A 23,123-nucleotide genomic window follows, 5' to 3' on the forward strand; every position below is an offset into this window, starting at 1 on the left:
AAAAAGCTTCTAGAAAATTCTAGAAGCCTGAGAGATAACCAAATTGGTTCAACAAAAAGATAACTAGCGCAGCTAAATTACCTAGAAAAGATAGAATAATCAGTGCAAAAGGAATCGTCCAAATCGCGTACCAGCCGCCATCATAACTTGGGGGAGAACGTCTACCTTTGTAACTAAGCAAAGGAATTAATGTTAAGCCAAAAAGAATTAATTGGAAAAAAATCGCTAAAGACAATGAATAAGTATGGTTCGTAATAGCAGAGTAATTGAAAAATGTACCAATACCTGTCAAAAGTGCGAGAACTAGCATAAATTAGATCTCCTTTCAGTTTTTTATGAATTATAACAAAAAAAGAAGTAAAGAAGTTTATTTCTCTTGTAGCAGAACTAGTTTTGTAAAAAGATTGTTCTTGCTTGAAATAAAAACTGGAAACTTGCAGAAAACAAGTTACTATGGTAGAATAACCTATTGCCGAAAGATGAAGATAAATTGGACTGACTTTGAATGTCGTTACATCCGGAGATCAGATGTCATAACAATGATAAAGCTGAACGTGACCCGTTTGGCTTTTCTAATGCCTAACTAAACTTCGCAAAGTGATTTTTCGGTGGTGTCACAGCGGCTCTGCGCATAAATAGTTATAGTGGCCACTGTCAAAAAGAGAACGACTTCACTTTGACCGAACAAATCGACGGGGTAGCAAAAAGAAGCTACATCCTCAGTTAACAACCACATAGGAGGATTCATTTGAAATTTAAAGAATTAGAATTATCACCAGAATTATTGAAATCAGTTGAACGTGCTGGTTTTGAAGAAGCAACACCGATCCAATCAGAAACAATTCCTTTAGCATTAGCTGGGAAAGACGTTATTGGTCAAGCACAAACAGGTACTGGTAAAACAGCTGCTTTTGGGCTACCAATGTTAGAAAAAATCGACCCTCAACGCCATGAATTACAAGGTTTAGTTATTTCACCAACACGTGAGTTAGCTATCCAAACACAAGAAGAACTTTATCGTTTAGGTCGCGATAAAAAAATTCGTGTACAAGCTGTTTACGGCGGAGCAGATATCGGTCGTCAAATCCGTGGCTTAAAAGATCGTCCACATATCGTTGTTGGGACACCGGGACGTATGTTAGATCACATTAACCGTCACACATTAAAATTAGGAACTGTTCAAACATTAGTTTTAGATGAAGCAGATGAAATGTTGAACATGGGCTTCTTGGAAGATATTGAAAAAATTATTTCAACTGTTCCAGAAGAACGCCAAACATTATTATTCTCTGCAACAATGCCACCAGCAATCAAAAACATTGGTGTCAAATTCATGAAAAATCCAACACACGTAAAAATCAAAGCAAAAGAAATGACAGCTGATTTGATTGATCAATATTATGTACGTGCAAAAGAATATGAAAAATTTGATATCATGACTCGTTTATTCGATGTTCAAAAACCTGAATTGACGATTGTATTTGGTCGCACAAAACGCCGTGTAGATGAATTAGCTCGTGGATTAGAAGCACGTGGCTATCGCGCAGAAGGAATTCACGGTGATTTATCACAACAAAAACGTATGAGCGTTTTACGTTCATTCAAGAGCGGTCATTTAGATATTTTAGTTGCAACCGATGTAGCTGCCCGTGGATTAGATATCTCTGGTGTGACACATGTTTACAACTACGATATCCCTCAAGATCCAGAAAGCTACGTTCACCGTATTGGACGTACAGGTCGTGCAGGTAAAGGCGGAATGTCAGTTACTTTTGTTACACCAAACGAAATGGGTTACTTACACGTAATTGAAAACTTAACGAAAAAACGTATGACTGCTTTGCGTCCACCAACCGAAAAAGAAGCATTTAAAGGCCAACTAGGCGCTGCTTTTGAAGAAGTTGAAGCAAAACTTGAAGAAAACGGTTTGGACAAATACTTGTCACCAGCAGATAAATTGTTGGAAAAATATTCAGCACAAGATTTGGCTGCACTATTATTAAAAACTGTTGCAAAAGATCCTTCAGATGCAATTCCAGTGAAAATCACACCAGAACGTCCATTACCATCTCAGAAAAAAGGGTTCAATAAAAATGGTAAACGTGGTGGCGGCAATAATCGTAATCGTCGAGGCGAAGGCGGAAATTACCGTGGAAATAAATCTAAAGGCGGATATAACAAAAACAACGGAAATCATAAAGACGGCGGTCGTCGTCAAAACGATAAAAAACGTGGATTTGTAATTCGCTCAAATAACGATTAAAAAACAAATGAAAGCTTCTCTTATTTTAAGAGGAGCTTTCATTTTTGTTATATATAGACTTAATTGTGGTAAATTGGCAGGAATTTGGTAGAATGAGATTGTTCGAAATTTGATGAAGAGAGAAGATAAATGATAAAAGGGATTGGAATCGACGCAGTTGAATTACCAAGGATTGCTAAAATTATTCAAGAAAAAACAAATTTTATTGATCGCGTACTAACAGTCAATGAGATTGAATTGTTTCGTGTATTACCCTTTCATCGCCAAGTAGAATTTTTAGGTGGGCGTTATGCATGTAAAGAGGCTTTTTCAAAAGCTTGGGGAACAGGAATCGGTAAAGTAACATTTCAAGAAATTGAAATTTTAAAAGATGTGCTCGGTCAGCCTGTTGTCACACAGTCACCACATCAAGGAACTGTTTGGGTAAGTATCACACACACAGATGAATTGGCTTTTGCACAAATTATTTTGGAAGAATAGAAAGAAGGAAAGAAAATGGTTGTCGCTTGGAATCGTCCGACAAAAGCAATTATACATACACAAGCTATTACAGAGAATGTGGCAAATGAATTAGCAAGACTTCCAAAAGGAAAAGAATTATTTGCAGTTGTGAAAGCAAATGGTTATGGACATGGTGCGATTGAAACGGCACATGCAGCGATTGCGGGAGGTGCTACAGGCTTTTGTGTAGCTAACTTAGATGAAGGTCTAGAATTAAGAGAAGCAGGTTTCACTCAGCCAATTTTAGTCTTAAATATGATTCCTTTTACCACAATCGAATTGGCAATTGCCAATGATTTGGCAGTAACGGTGGGGACCAAAGAATGGTTAGATGACGCCAAAGAATATTTTTCAGAACATGCAATTGAAGGCCAGTTGAAAATTCATTTAAAAGCAGATACAGGAATGGGACGAATTGGTTTTTTAACACCAAAAGAAATCAGAGAAGCAGTTGAATTTGTTCAAGCAATATCGTATTTTGAATGGGAAGGGTTATTTACACATTTTTCTACTGCTGACCAAGAAGATGATACGTATTGGAATTTACAAAAAAATCGTTTTTTAGCTGTTCTTGAAGAATTACCAGAGTTACCTCGCTATGTGCATGTTAGTAACAGTGCAACAGCTTTGTGGCACGACGAATCAATTGGGAATATGATTCGTTACGGAATTGCGATGTATGGATTGAATCCATCTGGTCATGCGTTACCAGAAGTTTATCCATTACAACCAGCACTCGAACTTGTTTCTGAATTGATTCAAGTGAAAGAATTAGCTGCTAATGAAGGAATTGGCTATGGTGAAACATACATCACATCAAAACCAGAATGGATTGGAACCGTACCAATTGGTTATGCAGATGGCTGGTTGAGAAAGATGCAAGGATTTTCTTTATTAGTTGATGGAAAATTTTGTGAAATAGTTGGGCGAGTTTGTATGGATCAATTGATGGTTCGCTTACCTTATGAATTACCTGTAGGAACAACTGTGACTCTGATTGGGAAAAACCAGGATCAGGTGATTGCGATGCAAGATGTAGCCGATCAATTAGAAACGATTCATTATGAAGTAGCTTGTATACTAGGAACACGGATACCAAGAGAATATCAAAAATAAGGAGGATCCTATGGTAAAAAGAGGAGATATTTACTTTGCTGATCTTTCTCCAGTTGTGGGATCAGAGCAAGGCGGAACACGCCCTGTGCTGATTATTCAAAATAATTTAGGAAACCATTTTAGTCCAACGGTAATCGTGGCAGCAATTACTGCAAAAATGGCGAAACCTAAATTACCCACGCATATAGGGATCAAAGCAACGGGAACAGGAATAGACCGAGACTCCGTCATTTTATTAGAACAAATTCGGACCATTGATAAATCAAGATTGAAAGAAAAAGTGTGTCACTTAGATCGTGAAATTATGCAAGATGTCGATCGCGCATTAAAAATCAGTGTTGGTGTGGAGGCAATCGCTCCAGTATCAAAGTAACGATGATGTGACTTGCCTGAATGAAATTTAGTCGATATGTAGCAGCTCTGACTAACTTGATAAATTATATTTACATAGAAAAAGCAGTGTTCGCAAACAATTGTGATATGAAGGCAAAAAAGGTGAGGGCAAACGAAATCTCGTTTGCCCTCACCTTTTTAATTAGTTCTTCAGTCAGTCTTGCTTGCAAAGTATACGAAAAAGAGATTGGGACAAAAGTAGTCACCCGCAAGTTTTGAAGCGCAAAACTTTTGAACCGCATTTTTTCCGTGAAAGGAAATTCTTCAACTTATTCAAAGCAGAACTCTGTAATAATTACCAGCTAGCTTTTTTAACGCCGGGAATCAATCCCTTATGAGCTAATTCACGGAATTTCACGCGAGACATTCCGAATTTACGCATGTATCCGCGTGGACGACCATCAATTAAGTCGCGATTTTTCAAACGTTCTGGGCGCGCATCTAAAGGGAGCTTACGCAAGCCTTCATAATCATGGTTCGCTTTTAATTCTTGTCGTACTGCCGCATAACGTTCAATCGTTGCTTGCTGTTTCTTTGCTTTTGCAATTTTTGATTTTTTTGCCATTGTGTTTCCTCCAATTGTTTAAAATTTATTTTTTATTTTGATATAAATCGTAATTGTTACGATTATGAGATGTCCGTTCATAATTTAGCACGTCTGATTAAAAAAGACAACTATTTTTACTCATACACTTTTTTTGTAAAAAATAGCACTTCCACGTAAACTAATAAAGAGGAGTGTGACAAGTATGAAAAGATTTGCGATAAAAGAGTATGGTTTAGCACAGGATGTATTTGAAGAAATCGATGCGAGTCCACGTGAAGTAAAGGATGGACGCCTTCGAGTAGCGTTAAAGGCATTTAGTATCAACCCATATGATGTATCTCTTCGACTTGGAAATATGAAAGAGGTTCGTCCGTTAAAATTTCCTTATGTTTTGGGAAATGATGGTGCCGGAATTGTAACCGAAATCGCTTCAGACGTGACTGATTTTGTTGTTGGTGATCGAGTAGTTGTCCACGCGGTTGGAGGGACCTATGGCGAAGAAATTGTTGTTCCCGCGAAAAAAGTAGCAAAGATTCCTGAGAAAATGGATTGGGCGCAAGCAGCAGGTATGGTAACAACAGGATTGACTGCGTATAATTTATTGACACATTTACTTGATGTACAACCAACGGATGTTGTGATGATTGAAGGAGCTTCTGGCGGTGTTGGTTCAAGCCTTGTCCAGTTATTGCATGCTAAAGGGATCAAAGTGTTAGCCAGTGCTTCCAAAAAAAATGAAGAAAAAGTACGTGAGCTTGGAGTAGCGGAATTCGCTGCTTACGATCAAGAAGATGCCGGCGAACGTTTTGCGAATCAAGCAGATATTGTAATTGATGCAACAAAAGGTAGCAAACGCGGGACTTCGGGTATCGAGATTATGAAACCGGGGGGGCGTTATGTTGCATTGACGCAACTACCAGATTTGGATCTACGAGAGAAAAAAAGTGGTTTTTATGAATCATTTGTTCCAAGAAAGGAATATCAAGATCAAGAAGCATTTTCTTATTTATTACGAGCATATGAAAAAGGAACATTCACTGTACCTATTAGTCAACTGTTGCCAGCAACATTAGAGAATGTCATCCATGCACATCAGTTAGTGGAAGGCCATCCTCCTGCTGGAAAAATTGTATTGACACTCGCTTAGTTATGCTATACTTTCGCATGAGGTGAGAGGATGAATAAAAATTGGCAAGCAATCAAACAACAGTTAACTGAAAAAGAATGGCTAACGAATGGTTATTATCGTTTACGTAAACAAGGAGAATACTATGAATTTGCTTTTTTACAACCAGGTCCCTGTGGTGATTTCATGTATCACCCGCAAATCACTGTTCAAGAAATAGCAAATGAACCAGTCCCAATCAAATGTTTTGATAATGGTGGCTCTTCTGTCCAATCTTTCGTAAGAGATGAAAGTAATCAACAACAGTTAAATGAAATATTTGAACAATTGATGCAAACCTATCTTGAAGAAAAAAGTAGGTAAATAATTTTTAATTCTGTCAGAAACTTTTTGGCGAGGACAAAACAAGAAAAAAGTTTTGTCCTCACTTTTTTTATGTTTGCGAAAGAGATTTCATGGATTAGGGCTAAATTTTTATCATAAAATTATCATTCCACGTTATTTCATGATAAAGTGAAGGAAATAAAATTTAATAGTTTTTTAAATTGTAAGAGATTACAGTTCGACAGTTGTCCTTATATGTCAAAATTCTCGCTTTTTTTGATTAATGTTCATTGAAATCATAGAGAATTGCATGGTAAAGTAGTTCAGCTAGAAAAAAAGAAGGGGAAAATTATGGGATCAATCAAAAATACATTTAAACTTTACTTACTTGATTGGAAACGAATCTTTAAAAACCCGATTGCGACACTTCTGATTATCGCTATCATGATTATCCCTTCACTGTACGCATGGTTTAATATCAAAGCTTTGTGGGATCCATATGGAAATACTGGAGAGTTACCAATCGCCGTATACAGTGCGGATAAGCCAGTTGAATTTCAAGGAAAAGAAGTAGCTATTGGGAAAGAAGTAATAAAGTCACTACACAAAAATGACCAGCTGGGTTGGCAATTTGTTGACTCAAAAGCTGAATTAGAATCTGGTGTTCGTTCAGGAAAATATTATGCAGGTATTTATCTGCCAACTGATTTTTCTGAAGACTTATTAAGTTTTACCAGTGGGGACATTAAGAAACCAAAAATCGAATACACCGTTAATGAAAAAATTAACGCGATTGCGCCGAAAATCACTGATAAAGGTGCAAGTTCGATTCAGTCACAAATCACAGAGGAATTTATTAACACAGCAAGTTCAACCTTGCTAAAAGTTTTTAACGAAATTGGTTACGATATTGATTCCAACTTAGTGAGCATCAATAAAGTAAAAGATATGATTCTTTCTACTGATGAAAACCTGGATGACATTGAAGGGTATACCAAAAAAGTGCTAGAACTTCAAAGCCAACTTCCTGGCATCAAAGAAAAGCTCAACAAAGCAAATGAATTTGTTGACTATCTACCAAAAGTAGACGAAATGGGTGAAAAAGTCATTGCATTGAATGACAAGATGCCTGAACTTCAAGAACAAGCGAAGATTATTTTGGATCTACAAGAAAAAATTCCTGAAATCCAAAACGCTGGGAAACAATTAGCGATGATTGATGAAGATTTTGCTTCAATCCAAGATACAATGAATCAAGGAATTGATGAAGCAAAACAAGGATTAGTGATTATTGGCCAAGTGCAAGATGCTTTGCCAGATATCAAAAGATTGGAATCACAGGCAAGTAATCTTGCGTCGACAACTGAAAATGGTGCGACACAATTAAAAGAGGCTGTTCCAAGTATTGTGACCAGCGTGCAAGTGACTTTAAAATCAATTGGCGAAGTTGCCACTACGACAAATTCGATTATTGAAACAATCGAAGGAGCGATTGCAGATGGTGAACTGACGACTGAAGAAAAAGCGAATATCGGTCAAATCTTAACTGATTTTTCTGCTAGTTTGGGTCGTCAACAAGAAGCCATTGATCAAGTTGTCCAATTTATGACAGACTTACAAACAAGTGCTGGAAACAATAAACTAGACGACGTTATTGCTGGATTGAAAAATATCAAAACAGCACTTGGTAATTTGAACACACGTGTGAATGAATTAAATACGGCTGTTCAAAATGGGAACTTAAATCAAGTGAAAAGTTTGCTTGAAGGCGTCAAAACAATTGCTTCAAATATCAAAGAATTGACAGGTAATATTGATGTTAATGCAGTTGGCTCAACTGTTGAATCAATCTTAGATCAGTTGATTCACACGATTCAAACAGCAAATGGTGTCTTAGACAAAGCAGACCAAATCGACTTTGATTCGTTATTAAGTTCGACAAAGACAACTGTTTCAAATGCAGTTGGTATCCTAGAAAAATATCAAAAAGAAATGCCCGCAATTGGTCAAGAAGTCCATGATGCGAACACCATGCTGAATGGAAACATGAATACGATCGTTGACGGCATCAATAAAGGCGCTGACTTGTATAATAATGATTTGCCAGTCGTTGCGCAAAAATTAAACACAGCTGCTGATTTTATTAAGAATGATTGGCCAACTTTAAAAGGTGAATTAACGGGTACGTTGACAACGGTCAATGAAAAGATGCCAGAAGTTGAGACAGCTGTTAATGCTGCCGCAGACTTGATTACAAATGATTGGCCAAGTATCAAGGCAGGAATTGAAAAAGCTGCTGATGCTATCCGTAAAGGGGAAGAAGAAGTCGATCTTGGTGAAGTAATTAAATTATTGAAATTAGATGCGACAAAAGAAAGTGATTTCTTTACAAACCCAGTTGAATTGAAAACAAATCAACTGTATCCAATTGCCAATAATGGTTCAGCAAGTACACCATTCTACACGGCATTATGTATTTGGGTTGGTGCAGTCTTACTTTCAAGTGTAGCAACTACTGACTATTATCTTGAGAAAAAAGATAAAACAAAATTCACGAAGCGAGAACAATATGTTGCTCGAATGTTGACATTCTTAACGATTGGTTTGGCACAAGGATTGATCGTTGCTCTTGGAAATATCTTCCTATTGGGCGTAGACGTTCATAATCCAGTGTATAGCGTGTTATTTGCGTTATTAGTGTCCTTATCCTTCATGATGATTGTTTATGTGCTAGCGTCCTTATTCGGCAACGTAGGGAAAGGGCTGGCGATTATCATCCTCGTGCTGTCAATTTCAGGTGGTGGTGGGAATTATCCAATTCAAGTTTCTGGAAAATTCTTCCAAATGATCAATCCATTCTTACCGTTCACTCACGCGGTGAATTTATTGCGTGAATCAGCTGGTGGTATTTACTGGCCAACGGCAACGAATGCGATTTGGATTATGATTGGTTTGTTCATCGTCTTTGGGATTGTCGGAACGGCTGTTTATCCATTTATTGAATCTAAAATGAAAAAATTGCAGGAATACTCACACGAAAGTCATATTTTCCACTGAGTATGTTGCGATGAATCAAAAATTGAACTGGAATCTCTTGAGTGAATGGAGATTCCAGTTTTTCTATAATTAAAAATCTTTTCGTTTTTTGAAAGATTTTTTTAGTAGAATGTTGACTTTTATATTTGATGAGCGTACTATATCATCTTGTTTACTGTAAATTTTCAAAAACAATATTTAACATGAAAAAAAGTGTAAAGGAGTTTAAGAGTTGGATTACTTAAAAAGGTTGTTAGTCGGTAAACCGTTAAAGTCTGCTGAAAATGACGACCATAAATTGAGTCGATTTGCTGCGCTAGCATTATTGTCTTCTGATGCACTATCTTCGATTGCATATGGGACAGAACAAATCGTTGTTGTGTTGGTTGCTTTGTCTACCGCAGCAATTTGGTATTCATTACCTATTGCAGCATTTGTTATTATTTTACTTATTTCATTAACTTTATCTTATCGACAAATTATTCATGCTTATCCTCATGGCGGTGGTGCTTATGTGGTAAGTAGTGAAAACTTAGGGAAAAACGCTGGTCTGATTTCTGGGGGATCATTGTTGATCGATTATATGCTGACTGTTGCGGTATCTGTTTCTGCTGGGGCAGAGGCGATAACGTCGGCGATCCCAGCTTTGTATGGTCATCAGGTAGGTATTTCCGTCGCAATTGTCTTGTTATTGATGATGCTGAATTTAAGAGGGTTACGTGAATCGGCCTCTTTCTTATTAGTTCCTGTTTATACATTTATTATTGTCATTACCTTGCTGATTGTCGTTGGTCTGTTCAACATTGTGACTGGTGCAGTACCGTTAAATGCGACTGCCTTGCCAGGCGCGGCCGTTCCAGGTGTTTCGATTGCATTGATTTTACGTGCCTTTTCATCTGGCTCCTCTTCACTGACTGGGGTTGAGGCAATCAGTAATGCGGTACCGTTCTTTAAAAAACCACGGGCGAAAAACGCTGCGGGTACGTTAACAATGATGGCTGTCATTTTAGGATTTTTCTTTGTGGGAATTACATTCATTAACTACTGGTATGGCATCGTACCTGAAACAGAAGTGACGGTCTTGTCTCAAATCGGTAAAGCTGTCTTTGGACATGGTGTGTTGTATTACGTTTTACAATTTGCAACTGCTTTGATTTTAGCAGTAGCCGCAAATACTGGTTTCTCTGCGTTTCCAGTTTTAGCGTTTAATTTAGCAAAAGATAAATTCATGCCACATATGTATCAGGATCGTGGTGACCGTTTAGGTTATTCAAATGGGATCATGACTTTAGCCTTTGGTTCAATCATCTTATTGTTTATCTTCCAAGGATCAACGGAACGATTGATTCCACTTTATTCGATTGGTGTATTTATCCCATTTGCTCTTTCTCAAACAGGGATGGTTATCAAGTGGCGAAAAGAAGGTAAGAAGTGGTTGCAAAAATCAATTGCAAACATTGTTGGAGCATTTATTTCTTACTCGATTATTATTATTTTGTTCATCTATCGTTTAGGTGATATCTGGCCATTCTTTATCATTATGCCTATTGTTTTGTTTGTTTTTTACAAAATTCATGGACACTACAAAAATGTGGCAGAACAACTTCGCTTAGAAGAAGATGCTAAGTTACATGATTTTGATGGAAATACGGTGTTAGTTTTAGTGGGAAATGTTACTCGTGTAAACATTGGAGCGTTGAATTATGCACGTTCGATTGGGGACTATGTAGTAGCAATGCACGTATCCTTAGATGAAGATGTGGCGAAGGAAAAAGAAATCGAAGCCGAATTCAAAAAACATTTTCCTGATGTTCGTTTTTCGGTTGTTCATTCTTCGTATCGTTCAATTGAAAACCCAATTATTCGCTATGTGGATCTAGTGAGCAAAAATGCAGCAAAACAAAACTATACGACAACGGTGTTGATTCCACAGTTTGTACCAAACCGTCGTTGGCAAAATATTTTGCACAACCAAACAAGTTTGCGTTTACGTTTGCGACTTTCTTGGCGAGAAAATATTGTTATCAGTACCTATAGTTATCATCTGAAAAAATAAGTAATGGAGCATAGTGATTACTTTATCAATAAACAAAGATTGTGGATCCAAGTGCTCAGTTTCGAAAAAATAATTCATAACTGTCAAAAATGCCTACTCATATTTTTGAACAGTTATGAACTATTTTGAGGAGTTGTTTTGGGAACACTGTTTATAGAAAAAAAGGCCCTGTGACAAACTGTCGCAGGGCCTTTTTTTCTATTGTTCAGCTTCGTACACTAAGCTTTTTTTGCTGCAGGATCTAAGCGTCGTTCTACGATACCAAGTACCCAGTCAGTAATGATCGCCATTAAAGCTGTTGGTAACGCACCTGCAAGAATGATTGAAGCACCGTCTGTTGCATTGGTCCCGCGGATAATGATGTCACCAAGGCCGCCGGCACCAACGAATGCACCAATCGCAGTAATTCCGATCGCAACAACCAAAGCGTTACGAATCCCAGCCATAATGACCGAAACAGATAAAGGTAGTTCCACCATGATTAAACGTTGACGAGCAGTCATACCCATTCCTTTACCGACATCCAAAATATTTTTATCTACTTGGATCATGCCAGTATAAGTGTTTTTGATAATTGGTAATAAGGAGTACAAGAAGACTGTAACAATAACTACGTTAACGCCTAGCCCCAGTCCAATCATCAAAATAGAAAGCATTGCTAAAGAGGGGACAGTTTGAATGATGTTTGCTAAGCGAATGACCCAATTGGCAAGTTTGCGTTTACGAGAGATCAATATCCCAATCGGAATCGCTACAACAGCGGCGAAAAAGACACCGTAAATTGAAATCAAGAAGTGACGGATAAATTGACTAAAGACATAGGCACCGTTTTCTTGAAAATAATAGACGAATTGTTGAAATAAATTCATTTTATCCATGCAATCACTTCCCTTCCTCAAAATAATGATGTTCTTTCAAAAAGCGTTCGGCAACAACAGAAGGTTCCACCAAATTGTTGTCTGCCTCATAATTTAATTTTTGCATTTCCTCTGTAGTGATCGTACCACCTAATTTTTGTAAGGCTTCCTCTAGGTGAGGCGTGTCTTTCAACACTTGGTTTGCGACGACCGGTGCAGCATCATAAGGTGGGAAGAAGCTTAAATCATCCTCTAACATCACCAAATCATAACTTGCAATTCGTCCATCAGTAGAATAACCTAATACGATGTCCATTTTTCCTGCTTCAACAGCGTCATAGACTAAACCAATTTGCATTGGCAAGATAGATTCAAACGAAAAGCCATATGTTTCTTGGAAGCCATCATAGCCATCACCTTTACGGTTGATCCAAGAAGTATCGACACCTGCAACGAGTTCATCCGCTACATTTTTCAAATCACTGACTTTCGTTAGATTGTATTTCTCAGCTGTGTCTTTGCGAACGAGAAAGACATACGTGTTTTCAAATCCATAAGAAGGAAACCATGTTTGATTGTACCGTTTTTCAAATTCTTCTTTCACTATGGCAAATGCTTTTTTAGGATCTTTTTCAGGCGGTAGCCCTAAGGTAGTTGTTAAGTCCGTTCCTGTATAGCGTGCCGCAGAAATCGAAGCGTCCCCATTAATCATAGCTTGGTGATTAATCGTTGTTGTTGCTAAATTGTTGATAATCGTTGTGTTTTTGTCTGTATAATGTTCAACCATTCCAGCGACAATCCCTGCAAGAATTTGTGCTTCTGAAGTAATGCCACCAGTAATCGAAATCGTTTGGTCATCCGTATTACTTGCTAAGCCTGGCAAAGAACAGCTACCGAGAATGAGTGAGAGTCCAAAAAGCAAAATGAGTTGTTTAAGTCGTTTCATTCATCATTCTCCTTTCTAAGCGCAATCGGAGTGAGATGTGTTTCTAATAAACCAAGTAAGAAATCAGCAAGCAGAGCTAAGATCGTTACCGGAATCGTTCCAGCAAAAATCAGATCTGGTTGATAATTATTTAGTCCACTAAAAATCAAATCACCTAAACCGCCTGCACCAATGTAAGAGGCTAAAGTTGCCCAAGCAATCACATAGACTGCAGCTAAACGAATCCCAGCCATAATCGTTGGCATCGCGATTGGAAGTTCCACTGAAAGAATGGACTGCAGATTGGTCATGCCCATTCCTTTGGCAACATCTCGATAGTTCCAATCCACATTTTTCATCCCAATATAGGTGTTTCGTAAAATAGGCAATAGCGAATAAATAAAGAGAGCAATAATTGCGGGTGTTTTTCCAACGCCTAGCAAGGGTATCATCAGAGCTAACAGCGCCAAAGAGGGAACCGTTTGAAGTGCGCTACTAATACCAATCACAATCGTTGCCGCTTTTTGAAAACGAGTTAAGAGAATCCCTAGCGGAACTGCGACCAAAATACCAAGTGCTAGAGCGAAAAAAGAAATATAAAGATGTTCAGCACTCTTTGTTAAAATTTCGGCGCCATGCTGATTAAAAAACTGCTGCATGAGCTAGACCTCCTTTGTTTCTACAGGCTTCGTTGACTCAATCGCATCTGTGATAGATTGATCTTCTCCCCAAATCACATCATAAACAATATCAACTAGTGAAGCACGAGTTAAAATACCAACTACTCGGTTTTGTTCATCAACGACAGGCACGTATTTTAGTCCACGTTTTAAAATCCGTTGTAAAGTGTCACGTAAATAAGCAGATTCTTTCACATAGAAAACTTTAGGATTTAAAATATCCCCAACACTCGAAACTTTGCCACGTTTTCGGTCAAGCGTTTCAACATCAATGAAGCCCTTCAATACATTTGAGTTGTCTGTTACTAAAAGGGTATCCACGCGTTTTTCGCGCATGAGTTTGATTGCTTCTTGCAATGATTTTTCCGGAGTAATCGTAATGGCAGTGTTCAACATGACTTCGTTGACGCGAGTCGTGTCCGGTTTTGCTTGAAGCAAACGATCTTCACCGATAAGTTCTTCTACGAATTCATTGGCAGGGTTACGTAAAATATTTTCTGGTGTATCAAACTGGATCACTTTTCCTTCACTCATGATAGCGATACGACTTGCTAATTTTAATGCTTCGTCCATATCGTGGGTAACAAAGACAATGGTTTTCCCTAGACGTTCTTGTAAGTCTTTCACTAGATCTTGCAAGGCGTCACGCGTAATTGGATCTAGCGCGCCAAATGGTTCATCCATCAAAATAATATCTTGATTAGCAGCTAATGCCCGAACGACACCAATTCGTTGTTGTTGTCCGCCAGAGAGTTCGCTTGGATAGCGATCAAGCATCTCACGAGGTAATTCGACAAGGTCAATCATTTTCTCGGCAGTTTTATTACGTTCTTCCTGACTAACTTTCAGTAGCTTTTGTACAAGTGTAATATTTTCTCGAATGGTCATGTGTGGCATCAAACCAATATTTTGAATAACATAGCCAATTTGTCGGCGTAGTTCAACCGGATTGATATCTAGGATGTTTTTTCCATCAATCAAAATTTTTCCTTTAGACGGGTCAGTCATTCGATTTATCATGCGCATCGTCGTTGTTTTCCCACTACCACTAGTTCCGATAAAGCAGATAAATTCTCCTTGTTCAAACGAAAGATTCACGTCATCAACAGCAACTTTGTTTCCTTTATAAATTTTTGATACATGTTGAAATTCAATCAAATTTTCTCACCTCAAATTATCATTTTTTTAATCTTCACATAACTAGTATGGCTGAAAAATCGTTAACATACAAATCGAAGGGTTTGAAAGAAGAGATTTTTTACTGGAATATGGATTGGGGTGTACTAAAAAGTTTGAACTGAGCTGTTCGCCAAGTCTCTAAAAAAGTGTTAGAATAGCTTGAGATAAATGACTAGAAAGAGTGGATAAGATGTTAACAACAGAGGATTTTGATTTTGATTTGCCAGAAGAACTCATTGCACAAACACCGTTAAAAGATCGTGACCAGTCACGTTTGTTAGTGGTCAATCGTACAACAGGAGAGTTAGAAGATAAACATTTTCATGATATTATTGATGAATTGAACCCAGGGGACGCCTTGGTCATGAATGACACCCGCGTGCTACCCGCTCGTTTATATGGAGAAAAACCAGATACTGGCGCTCATTTAGAAGTATTGCTTTTAACGAATACAGAAGGTGATACATGGGAAACGTTGATCAAGCCAGCTAAACGTGCCAAAGTAGGGACAACGATTTCATTTGGTGATGGTCGACTAAAAGCTGTGGTGGAAGAAGAACTAGAGCATGGTGGACGCATCATTACGTTTAAATATGACGGGATTTTTCTTGAAATTTTAGAGTCGCTGGGTGAAATGCCCTTGCCACCTTATATCAAAGAACGCCTAGAAGATCCAGATCGTTACCAAACAGTGTATGCGAAAGAAAATGGTTCTGCGGCAGCCCCAACAGCGGGATTACATTTTACCAAAGAATTATTGGAAGAAATCGAAGCCAAAGGAATTGAATTAATCTACTTGACACTTCATGTTGGCCTAGGAACATTCCGTCCAGTTAGCGTAGATAAGATTGAAGATCATCATATGCATAGTGAATTTTATCGGTTAACAGAGGATGCTTCGAAACGTTTGAACCAAGTTCGCGAGAATGGCGGGAAAATCGTAGCGGTAGGGACAACTTCTATTCGGACATTAGAAACGATTGGGACAAAGTTCAATGGTGAAATCAAAGCTGACAGTGGTTGGACAGAAATTTTTATTACACCAGGTTATGAATTTAAAGTCGTCCAAGCGTTCTCAACAAATTTCCATTTGCCAAAATCAACTTTAGTGATGTTAGTAAGTGCCTTTGCAGGTCGCGAATTAATTCTGTCTGCATACCAACATGCGATTGACGAACGTTACCGCTTCTTTAGTTTTGGAGATGCGATGTTCGTCAAATAAATGGGTTGACAATTACATGTTTGAATAAAAATAAGAGAGTGAATGATCCTTAGCGATCATTCACTCTCTTTTCTATTTTCCACTTTTAATGAATCACATAAGCAAGGTGAGGCTTACTTTCCGAATTTTAAACTAGCTCTGAGCAATTGAATTAGCTGGAGTAATTTTCCTTGGCTAATAATCAATCAATGTTAAGACAGTATTTTTTGGATCAAATAAATGGTCTGTTTTTCATTTTCAATATAAATGTTTCTTTTGCGCAGAGAGTATCAAAAATTGCTTGTTCAACCGCCATTTTTTGATAATAAATTTTATGAATTTAGTTTTTTTTTAGGAAAAAGGTAAATAAAAATACAAATGAAAAAGGTACGATTATAAAAAATAAAATAAAAAAGACAGGAGCTGATGGAATGCTTTTGACCAATAAAAGCCTCGACAATTATTTTGATAAATACGACCAATATTTTTCGTTGATGACTGAATACGAGTATCCACTCATTTATCGCGAATACGATAAAATAAAAAAAGAAGCCTATTATCTGGTTGACCAAATTTCTTCAGAAAATTTTTTCTCCAAGTTGAAACAACTACTGATATTAGATGCTCGGATACAAATCATTCAAAGTTTACTTGAATTGGAATCAGAAAAAACTACTGAGGCAGAGATTCTCGAATTAGCTAAAACAGATAGCTGGACGTTTTATAAAGAAGCAGCGGGCTACCGATTAAATGAAACAGTACCTCACACGTTACTTAATTATGTTTTGGCAGAAGACGAGGGTAGCCGTGATTAAATTTTTTGTAGAGAGTGGCTGAATCGAAGTGTTTATTTTGCTAAATATTCTTAGCTATCAAATTTTTCGAAGTACTAGTAAGGAGAAAAGAACGCATGGATACTTGGAAGTAGACAACACAAAAAAGCTGGACTCTCGACAAGTCCAGCCTCTGTATTTCGGAAGGAATCAAATAAGTAGAATTTTTGTTACTTTCCATGATACATGTAAAGTACCTTGTTGAATTTCTTCTTGATAAACAAAAAATCTTGTTTTCGTTACATCTTCAACACTCATTGACACATCTTTTACTAGTATTCAATTTTCAGATGTTCATTGTTTATTTTACGTATCTTTGTTACTTCTGGTTTTGGGAAACGAATCATCCAAACTCTTTATACGCATTCACTATTTTCATCAGTTTGACGCTTTGTACTTCACACGTATACTTGGTGAAACCTGTACTTCTAACAACTTTGTTTGCTTACAATACTTCATCGAGAAATCCTTCAACTTATTTGATGTTATCCTCCTTCCTTACACCTACATAGTAGCACGAAATGTTAGCGTTTGCAAATGAGATGCTCGCGATTCTATGCCTTTTTTATGAACAAAATTCATAAATTGTCTGAAATAGTTTATTAAGTTGAAAAAAATAAAAAAATGATGTTATATTTAATATAGGATTATTATTTAATGAAGATTGAAGGAGGAATAGGATGGAAGAATATAAAAAAACGGTGAGGGAAGTCCAAGAAGAAACAAATGCAAACCTAGAACAAGGATTGTCTTCGCAAGAAGCAACTAAGCGGGGCAAGGAACAGGGACTTAACCGTTTTGATGAGGCAAAGAAAGAATCATTAGCCAGAAAATTTTTTAGAAGTTTAGCAGATTTTACGACGATTATTTTATTGGTTGCTGCTGTGATCTCTTTTTATACGGCCTTTGCAACAGAACACGGAGATTTATTTGAAGGTCTGTTGATTATCGCTATCGTTGTTATCAACTCCGCACTTACAATTGTTCAAGAAGGAAATGCAGAAAAAGCATTAGAGTCGTTGCAGGATATGAATAAGCAGACGGCACTGGTTTTACGTGATGGCAAACGAGAACAAATTGATGCAGAACAATTAGTTGTTGGGGACATTTTGATTTTAGAATCAGGTGCAACCATTCCTGCAGATGCTCGGTTGATTCAAAGTTCACAACTCCGAGTAGAAGAATCAGCTTTGACTGGTGAGAGTGAAGCGGTTGAGAAAGATGCTACTTATGTTAGTAAAGAAGAGGTACCTTTAGGCGATCAGATTAATATGGTGTTTAAAGGGTGCAGTGTAGCTGCCGGTCGTGGTCAAGCAATTGTTACAGCAATTGGGATGCAAACTGAAATGGGAAAAATCGCTGGACTATTAAGTGGCGATATGATGCAGAAAACACCTTTGCAAGTTCGCTTGAATCAGTTAGGTAAACGAATTAGTTTTATTGCATTAGGAGCGGCTGCATTAGTTTTTATTATCGGTGAGTTGCAAGGAGAACCGCTACTGGAAATGTTTATGACTTCTGTATCTTTAGCAGTTGCGGCAGTTCCAGAAACATTGACAGTTATCGTGACATTAACTTTAGCATTTGGCGTTCAGAAAATGGCAAAAAAACATGCAATTATTCGTCAACTGCCTGCAGTTGAAACATTAGGAACAGCTAACGTAATTTGTTCTGATAAGACGGGAACGTTAACCCAAAATAAAATGCGCGTGCGTCGAGTTTGGAGTCGCGGCGATGAAGTTACTGATACAGAAGATGCTATGACAGATAGTGCAATGGAAGTCTTGAAGATGGCAGCCTTATGTACAGATGTAAGTGTTGAAAAAGAAAATGATGAATTGATTATCAAAGGGAATCCAACAGAAGCCGCAATTGTGCGTGCTGTGGAAGAAAACTATCATACAAAAGCAGAGTTGGAAGAAAATTATCCTCGAATTGGAGAATTGCCGTTTGACTCAGAGCGAAAAATGATGACAACGGTACATAAGATGGGAAAAAAATATATTTCCATTACCAAAGGTGCTTTTGACGTATTAGCTCCACGCTTTCGTTATGGAGACATCGAACAAGCCACAGTTGTCAATGACCGTTTCGGAAAACGTGCGCTTCGTGTGATTGCAGTTGGTTTTGCTGTCTATGACGAAGAGCCACAAGACATTAGTTCAGAAGCGTTAGAAAAAGATTTACGTTTAATCGGGTTGATTGGCATGATTGATCCACCTCGCCCAGAAAGTAAAGGAGCAATTGCTCGCGCGAAAAAAGCTGGGATCAAAACAGTAATGATTACTGGTGACCATGTGGTGACAGCGAGTGCGATTGCAAAAGAACTTGGAATTTTGGAGCATTCTTCAGAAGCTTTAACAGGCGCAGAATTGCACGCGTTGACTGATGAAGAACTAGATGAACGTGTAAAAGAATTGTCTGTCTATGCACGAGTAACGCCAGAAGACAAGATTCGGATTGTTAAATCATGGCAACGAACAGGCGCAGTTGTAGCGATGACTGGTGATGGAGTAAATGATGCCCCTGCGTTGAAAGCAAGTGACGTTGGCTGTGCCATGGGAATCACTGGGACGGATGTAGCTCAAAGTGCTTCAGATATGATTTTAACGGATGATAATTTTGCAACGATTGTTGATGCAGTTAGCCAAGGCCGTTCTGTTTATCAAAATATTCGAAAAGCGATTAATTTTCTTTTGAGCTGTAATATCTCAGAAATTTTCATTGTGTTGATTGCGATGCTTCTAGGTTGGGGTGCGCCATTTACGGCAGTTCAATTACTATTTGTCAACGTAGTAGCTGATGGGCTACCAGGATTTGCACTAGGAAGGGAACCGGCGGAAGCAGGAATTATGGATCAAATGCCAATACCGCGAAATGAGGGGATTTTTGCACGTGGATTGTGGCAAAAAATTGCAGTGAACGCAAGTGTGTTTACCGTTGTAACACTTTTTGGTTACTATCTAGGAAGTTTTGTTGACACAATTAGCCCTTGGGTTGATGCTAGTCAAGAAGTTGGTCAAACGGTTGCTTTCCTAGTCTTAGCCTATTCTTCAATTTTGCATGTTTTTAATGTGAGAAGTAGTCAATCAATATTTAAGGTAAGTCTATCCTCCAATAAATCGCTATTAGAAATGGCCGTCTTAGCTGTAGTAATTACTACAGCAATGGCACTGTTCCCATTCACACAAGAACTTTTTGGACTTGTTCATATTAGTTTGAATCATTGGTTGCTAGTCTTCATTTTATCAGTCACACCAATTGCAGTGAGTGAGCTGATTAAGTTCCATCAACTGCCAGATGTGGATGATGAAGAAGAATAAATAAAAAAGTGTAGCAAAAAAGCTGCGGTATTGACCGCAGCTTTTTTTTTGTACCTGTTTAGTTTAGTAAGCAACATCTTTAGGCAATTCATTGTAGAAAGCAGCTTTTGTTGCTGTAATATATGGATTCAACCATAAATAGCCGATTCCTGCAGTCATTAATGCAAGAATGTGCCATCCGATAAACGACAAATCCAACCAGAACAATTTCCCTTTGTAACCATCCATTAGCTTACGACTTGCTGTAATCGTATCAAGCACACGAGGTTTTTGACCTGTTTCTTGAATCGTGTCGTAGTAGATAAAGTAGCTTTGAGAGTAAGAATAACTTTTGATAATCCCAGGGATAATAAGCAACAATGTCCATAATGTGGTGAATAACCAAATTAAAATGGCTAAACCGATTACGCCACCGATAAAGATACCTGAAAATCCACGAAATGCATCTTTAAATGGTTCGATTTGTGATTTTTGTCCACGTAATACATCAAGATAAGTCCAAGAAATACCACTCATGAACAATGCGCTAATAATGCCGGAAACAACTCCGCCACCACTACCACCGCCAGCACCAGATCCACCATTATCATTAGCAATCGTTTCCTGGATACTTGAAACATCTGACATACTTGCAATAAACAAGATGAATGGTACAAGAATCAAAAGAATAAGTGCAATAGCAATTAACGACGGAATCAAATTCAATAATACCGCTTGCCCCCAACGACCTTTCAAACTAGCCTTAGCTTGTGATTTTAATTCAGCAGAAGATTTCATCTATTTTTCACTCCTTTTCCATAAGTTAAAATTATTATAACAAAGATTCACTTTTTTGCCTTTCATCTTGCATTGATTATTCCGGAAATGTCTCTAAAAAAAGAGGATTAAATAGAACAGAAACAATAGATAAACTCTTGCAAAAAAGTGCCGAAACGATTATGATTGTGTGAGTTGTCAACGCTATTTTATAGAGAAAGTAGGGAATTGAATGTCACAACCTGCCATTCGCTATCGTTTAATCAAAAAAGAAAAACATACGGGTGCCCGCTTAGGTGAAATTATTACGCCACACGGTACTTTTCCAACTCCCATGTTCATGCCTGTCGGAACATTGGCGACAGTAAAAACTATGTCTCCTGAAGAATTAAAGGAGATGGGTGCAGGAATCATTTTAAGTAACACGTACCATCTGTGGTTGCGACCTGGAGAAGATCTAGTCGCTGAAGCTGGTGGTTTGCATAAATTTATGAATTGGGATCAACCGATTTTAACCGATTCTGGTGGTTTCCAAGTATTTTCATTAAGTGATATGCGTAACATTGAAGAAGAAGGGGTCCATTTTAAAAATCATTTGAATGGTTCTCGGATGTTTTTATCACCTGAAAAAGCAATTGATATCCAAAATAAATTGGGTTCAGATATCATGATGAGTTTTGATGAATGCCCACCATTCGATGAAAGCTATGACTACGTGAAAAAATCTGTAGAGCGTACTTCACGCTGGGCAGAGCGTGGACTAAAAGCTCACGCAAATCCAGCAACACAAGGTCTATTTGGAATTATCCAAGGGGCAGGATTTGAAGATTTACGTCGTCAAAGTGCGAAAGATTTAGTTAGCATGGATTTCCCAGGCTATTCAATCGGAGGATTATCTGTTGGGGAACCAAAAGCAGACATGAACCGTGTTTTAGAATTTACGACACCATTAATTCCAGAAGACAAACCACGCTACTTAATGGGGGTTGGTGCAGCTGATTCCTTGATTGATGGAGTAATTCGTGGAGTAGATATGTTTGACTGTGTATTGCCAACAAGAATCGCACGTAATGGAACTTGTATGACTTCGCAAGGTCGTTTAGTTGTTAAAAATGCAAAATATGCACATGATTTTCGTCCAATTGATGAAAAATGTGATTGCTATACATGTAAAAACTATACTCGTGCTTATATTCGTCATTTAATCAAGTGTGATGAAACATTCGGTATTCGTTTAACTTCTTATCATAATCTTTATTTCCTATTGAATTTGATGAAACAAGTTCGTCAAGCAATCATGGATGATAACTTATTAGAATTCAGAGCAGCCTTCTTTGAAGAATACGGATTTAACAAAGAAAATGCTAAGAGTTTCTAAATTCATGACTTTTATGTGAAATTTAGGTAAAAAGCTAGTGTAGATAGTACTTTTTATGCTAAAGTGTTTTTTGTAGATAGATTGAGTGAGGTGAAAAAAATGGGATCATTACCAATGATTGTGATGTTCGTTGCGTTGTTAGCAATGTGGTACTTTATGTCACGTACACAAAAGAAACAACAACAAGAACGTCAAAACTTGTTAGATAGTATGAAACCAGGCGATGCAGTTGTTACAATTGGTGGCTTGCATGGCGTAATTTCAGAAATCGATGAAGACAAACGCACAGTCGTTTTAGACTGTGAAGGTATCTTCTTAGAGTTTGACCGTGCGTCAATCAAAACGGTTAAACCAGGAGTGACTGTAGAAAACGATGCTACAGTGACAACTATCGAAGAACCAGTTGAAACAAAAGAAGAAACAATCACTGAAGAAGTAACAGAAGAAGTTTCTGAAGAAAACAAAGACGAGAAATAAGCATAGATTCTATAATTATTTTTCATCTGAAGAGACACAACTAATTAATTAGTTGTGTCTCTTTTTTTATTTGAAAATCAAAAGCGAGAAAATAAGTTCAATAGTGAACGTGATTGATAAATAAAAAATATTTTTTTCTTAGATAGTTCAAA

At 37.7% G+C, this 23,123-nt stretch carries 20 protein-coding genes; 13 read left to right on the forward strand and 7 right to left on the reverse strand.

Annotated features, from left to right (window positions below; translation table 11 throughout):
* Positions 1-19 precede the first annotated feature (19 nt).
* Positions 20-310 carry a hypothetical protein gene (locus tag AB3I20_RS08550; protein WP_368027174.1) on the reverse strand — a complete coding sequence of 97 codons (291 nt, stop codon included), beginning with the start codon at positions 308-310 and terminating at the stop codon, positions 20-22.
* Positions 311-748: 438 nt separating this feature from the next.
* On the opposite strand from AB3I20_RS08550, the gene AB3I20_RS08555 reads away from it, so the two are divergent.
* From AB3I20_RS08555 to AB3I20_RS08570, 4 genes are all read left to right on the forward strand, one after another.
* Positions 749-2,263, forward strand: coding sequence for a DEAD/DEAH box helicase (locus AB3I20_RS08555; RefSeq protein ID WP_067483362.1), 1,515 nt, complete (start codon positions 749-751; stop codon positions 2,261-2,263).
* A 129-nt stretch (positions 2,264-2,392) separates the two neighbouring features.
* The gene (gene acpS, locus AB3I20_RS08560) at positions 2,393-2,743 is read left to right on the forward strand and encodes a holo-ACP synthase (protein WP_067483359.1); all 351 of its coding nucleotides are present in this window, start codon (positions 2,393-2,395) and stop codon (positions 2,741-2,743) included.
* Between the two features lie 15 nt (positions 2,744-2,758).
* A complete protein-coding gene (gene alr, locus AB3I20_RS08565; protein ID WP_368027175.1) occupies positions 2,759-3,880 on the forward strand; it encodes an alanine racemase in 1,122 nt (373 codons plus the stop codon).
* A gap of 10 nt (positions 3,881-3,890) precedes the next feature.
* Positions 3,891-4,253: a type II toxin-antitoxin system PemK/MazF family toxin gene (locus AB3I20_RS08570; protein WP_067483355.1), complete on the forward strand. Its 363-nt coding sequence runs from the start codon at positions 3,891-3,893 to the stop codon at positions 4,251-4,253.
* Positions 4,254-4,568: 315 nt separating this feature from the next.
* Here the strand turns inward: AB3I20_RS08570 and rpsN are convergent, their stop codons facing one another.
* Positions 4,569-4,838: a 30S ribosomal protein S14 gene (rpsN, locus tag AB3I20_RS08575; protein ID WP_067483353.1), complete on the reverse strand. Its 270-nt coding sequence runs from the start codon at positions 4,836-4,838 to the stop codon at positions 4,569-4,571.
* A gap of 184 nt (positions 4,839-5,022) precedes the next feature.
* Between rpsN and AB3I20_RS08580 the strand changes: the two genes are divergently transcribed.
* The 4 genes from AB3I20_RS08580 (at position 5,023) to AB3I20_RS08595 (ending at position 11,362) form a co-directional block, all read left to right on the forward strand.
* A complete protein-coding gene (locus AB3I20_RS08580) occupies positions 5,023-5,967 on the forward strand; it encodes an NADP-dependent oxidoreductase (protein WP_067483351.1) in 945 nt (314 codons plus the stop codon).
* Positions 5,968-5,997: 30 nt separating this feature from the next.
* A complete protein-coding gene (locus AB3I20_RS08585; RefSeq protein WP_270346074.1) occupies positions 5,998-6,309 on the forward strand; it encodes a hypothetical protein in 312 nt (103 codons plus the stop codon).
* 312 nt (positions 6,310-6,621) lie between these two features.
* Positions 6,622-9,327 (forward strand): YhgE/Pip domain-containing protein, encoded by a 2,706-nt coding sequence (locus tag AB3I20_RS08590; RefSeq protein ID WP_075491328.1) that lies wholly within the window; start codon positions 6,622-6,624, stop codon positions 9,325-9,327.
* A gap of 211 nt (positions 9,328-9,538) precedes the next feature.
* Positions 9,539-11,362, forward strand: a complete 1,824-nt coding sequence (locus AB3I20_RS08595) for an amino acid permease (RefSeq protein ID WP_067483346.1) — start codon at positions 9,539-9,541, stop codon at positions 11,360-11,362.
* A gap of 218 nt (positions 11,363-11,580) precedes the next feature.
* On the opposite strand, the gene AB3I20_RS08600 is transcribed toward AB3I20_RS08595, so the two are convergent.
* Genes AB3I20_RS08600 through AB3I20_RS08615 form a run of 4 tightly spaced genes read right to left on the reverse strand, consistent with a single transcriptional unit; the run spans position 11,581 to position 14,982 of the window.
* Positions 11,581-12,240, reverse strand: a complete 660-nt coding sequence (locus tag AB3I20_RS08600; RefSeq protein ID WP_067483344.1) for an ABC transporter permease — start codon at positions 12,238-12,240, stop codon at positions 11,581-11,583.
* A gap of 4 nt (positions 12,241-12,244) precedes the next feature.
* Complete coding sequence (locus AB3I20_RS08605; RefSeq protein ID WP_067483342.1) at positions 12,245-13,165, reverse strand: osmoprotectant ABC transporter substrate-binding protein; 921 nt, start codon at positions 13,163-13,165, stop codon at positions 12,245-12,247.
* Positions 13,162-13,803 (reverse strand): ABC transporter permease, encoded by a 642-nt coding sequence (locus AB3I20_RS08610; RefSeq protein ID WP_067483340.1) that lies wholly within the window; start codon positions 13,801-13,803, stop codon positions 13,162-13,164. The genes AB3I20_RS08605 and AB3I20_RS08610 overlap by 4 nt, the downstream gene beginning before the upstream one ends.
* A gap of 3 nt (positions 13,804-13,806) precedes the next feature.
* Positions 13,807-14,982 (reverse strand): betaine/proline/choline family ABC transporter ATP-binding protein, encoded by a 1,176-nt coding sequence (locus AB3I20_RS08615; RefSeq protein WP_067483338.1) that lies wholly within the window; start codon positions 14,980-14,982, stop codon positions 13,807-13,809.
* A 211-nt stretch (positions 14,983-15,193) separates the two neighbouring features.
* Between AB3I20_RS08615 and queA the strand changes: the two genes are divergently transcribed.
* The 3 genes from queA (at position 15,194) to AB3I20_RS08630 (ending at position 20,360) form a co-directional block, all read left to right on the forward strand.
* The gene (gene queA / locus AB3I20_RS08620) at positions 15,194-16,225 is read left to right on the forward strand and encodes a tRNA preQ1(34) S-adenosylmethionine ribosyltransferase-isomerase QueA (protein ID WP_095803357.1); all 1,032 of its coding nucleotides are present in this window, start codon (positions 15,194-15,196) and stop codon (positions 16,223-16,225) included.
* 410 nt (positions 16,226-16,635) lie between these two features.
* Positions 16,636-17,019, forward strand: a complete 384-nt coding sequence (locus AB3I20_RS08625) for a hypothetical protein (protein WP_368027176.1) — start codon at positions 16,636-16,638, stop codon at positions 17,017-17,019.
* Positions 17,020-17,717: 698 nt separating this feature from the next.
* The gene (locus AB3I20_RS08630) at positions 17,718-20,360 is read left to right on the forward strand and encodes a cation-translocating P-type ATPase (RefSeq protein ID WP_271026959.1); all 2,643 of its coding nucleotides are present in this window, start codon (positions 17,718-17,720) and stop codon (positions 20,358-20,360) included.
* A gap of 63 nt (positions 20,361-20,423) precedes the next feature.
* On the opposite strand, the gene AB3I20_RS08635 is transcribed toward AB3I20_RS08630, so the two are convergent.
* On the reverse strand, positions 20,424-21,137 hold the full coding sequence (locus AB3I20_RS08635) for a DUF975 family protein (RefSeq protein ID WP_067483330.1): 714 nt from the start codon (positions 21,135-21,137) through the stop codon (positions 20,424-20,426).
* A gap of 211 nt (positions 21,138-21,348) precedes the next feature.
* Between AB3I20_RS08635 and tgt the strand changes: the two genes are divergently transcribed.
* A complete protein-coding gene (gene tgt, locus AB3I20_RS08640; RefSeq protein WP_067483328.1) occupies positions 21,349-22,494 on the forward strand; it encodes a tRNA guanosine(34) transglycosylase Tgt in 1,146 nt (381 codons plus the stop codon).
* Between the two features lie 99 nt (positions 22,495-22,593).
* On the forward strand, positions 22,594-22,971 hold the full coding sequence (yajC, locus tag AB3I20_RS08645; RefSeq protein WP_067483326.1) for a preprotein translocase subunit YajC: 378 nt from the start codon (positions 22,594-22,596) through the stop codon (positions 22,969-22,971).
* Positions 22,972-23,123: the final 152 nt, after the last annotated feature.

Origin of the sequence: Enterococcus sp. C50 (assembly GCF_040887505.1) — a bacterium.
GTDB classification, from domain to species: domain Bacteria; phylum Bacillota; class Bacilli; order Lactobacillales; family Enterococcaceae; genus Enterococcus_B; species Enterococcus_B thailandicus.

Excerpts from the sequence above, each read along its gene's own strand:
- AB3I20_RS08550 (WP_368027174.1), bottom strand. The coding sequence starts at position 310 with ATGCTAGTTCTCGCACTTTTGACAGGTATTGGTACATTTTTCAATTAC.
- acpS (WP_067483359.1), top strand. The coding sequence starts at position 2,393 with ATGATAAAAGGGATTGGAATCGACGCAGTTGAATTACCAAGGATTGCT.
- alr (WP_368027175.1), top strand. The coding sequence starts at position 2,759 with ATGGTTGTCGCTTGGAATCGTCCGACAAAAGCAATTATACATACACAA.
- AB3I20_RS08570 (WP_067483355.1), top strand. The coding sequence starts at position 3,891 with ATGGTAAAAAGAGGAGATATTTACTTTGCTGATCTTTCTCCAGTTGTG.
- rpsN (WP_067483353.1), bottom strand. The coding sequence starts at position 4,838 with ATGGCAAAAAAATCAAAAATTGCAAAAGCAAAGAAACAGCAAGCAACG.
- AB3I20_RS08580 (WP_067483351.1), top strand. The coding sequence starts at position 5,023 with ATGAAAAGATTTGCGATAAAAGAGTATGGTTTAGCACAGGATGTATTT.
- AB3I20_RS08585 (WP_270346074.1), top strand. The coding sequence starts at position 5,998 with ATGAATAAAAATTGGCAAGCAATCAAACAACAGTTAACTGAAAAAGAA.
- AB3I20_RS08590 (WP_075491328.1), top strand. The coding sequence starts at position 6,622 with ATGGGATCAATCAAAAATACATTTAAACTTTACTTACTTGATTGGAAA.
- AB3I20_RS08600 (WP_067483344.1), bottom strand. The coding sequence starts at position 12,240 with ATGGATAAAATGAATTTATTTCAACAATTCGTCTATTATTTTCAAGAA.
- AB3I20_RS08605 (WP_067483342.1), bottom strand. The coding sequence starts at position 13,165 with ATGAAACGACTTAAACAACTCATTTTGCTTTTTGGACTCTCACTCATT.
- AB3I20_RS08610 (WP_067483340.1), bottom strand. The coding sequence starts at position 13,803 with ATGCAGCAGTTTTTTAATCAGCATGGCGCCGAAATTTTAACAAAGAGT.
- queA (WP_095803357.1), top strand. The coding sequence starts at position 15,194 with ATGTTAACAACAGAGGATTTTGATTTTGATTTGCCAGAAGAACTCATT.
- AB3I20_RS08625 (WP_368027176.1), top strand. The coding sequence starts at position 16,636 with ATGCTTTTGACCAATAAAAGCCTCGACAATTATTTTGATAAATACGAC.
- AB3I20_RS08630 (WP_271026959.1), top strand. The coding sequence starts at position 17,718 with ATGGAAGAATATAAAAAAACGGTGAGGGAAGTCCAAGAAGAAACAAAT.
- AB3I20_RS08635 (WP_067483330.1), bottom strand. The coding sequence starts at position 21,137 with ATGAAATCTTCTGCTGAATTAAAATCACAAGCTAAGGCTAGTTTGAAA.
- tgt (WP_067483328.1), top strand. The coding sequence starts at position 21,349 with ATGTCACAACCTGCCATTCGCTATCGTTTAATCAAAAAAGAAAAACAT.
- yajC (WP_067483326.1), top strand. The coding sequence starts at position 22,594 with ATGGGATCATTACCAATGATTGTGATGTTCGTTGCGTTGTTAGCAATG.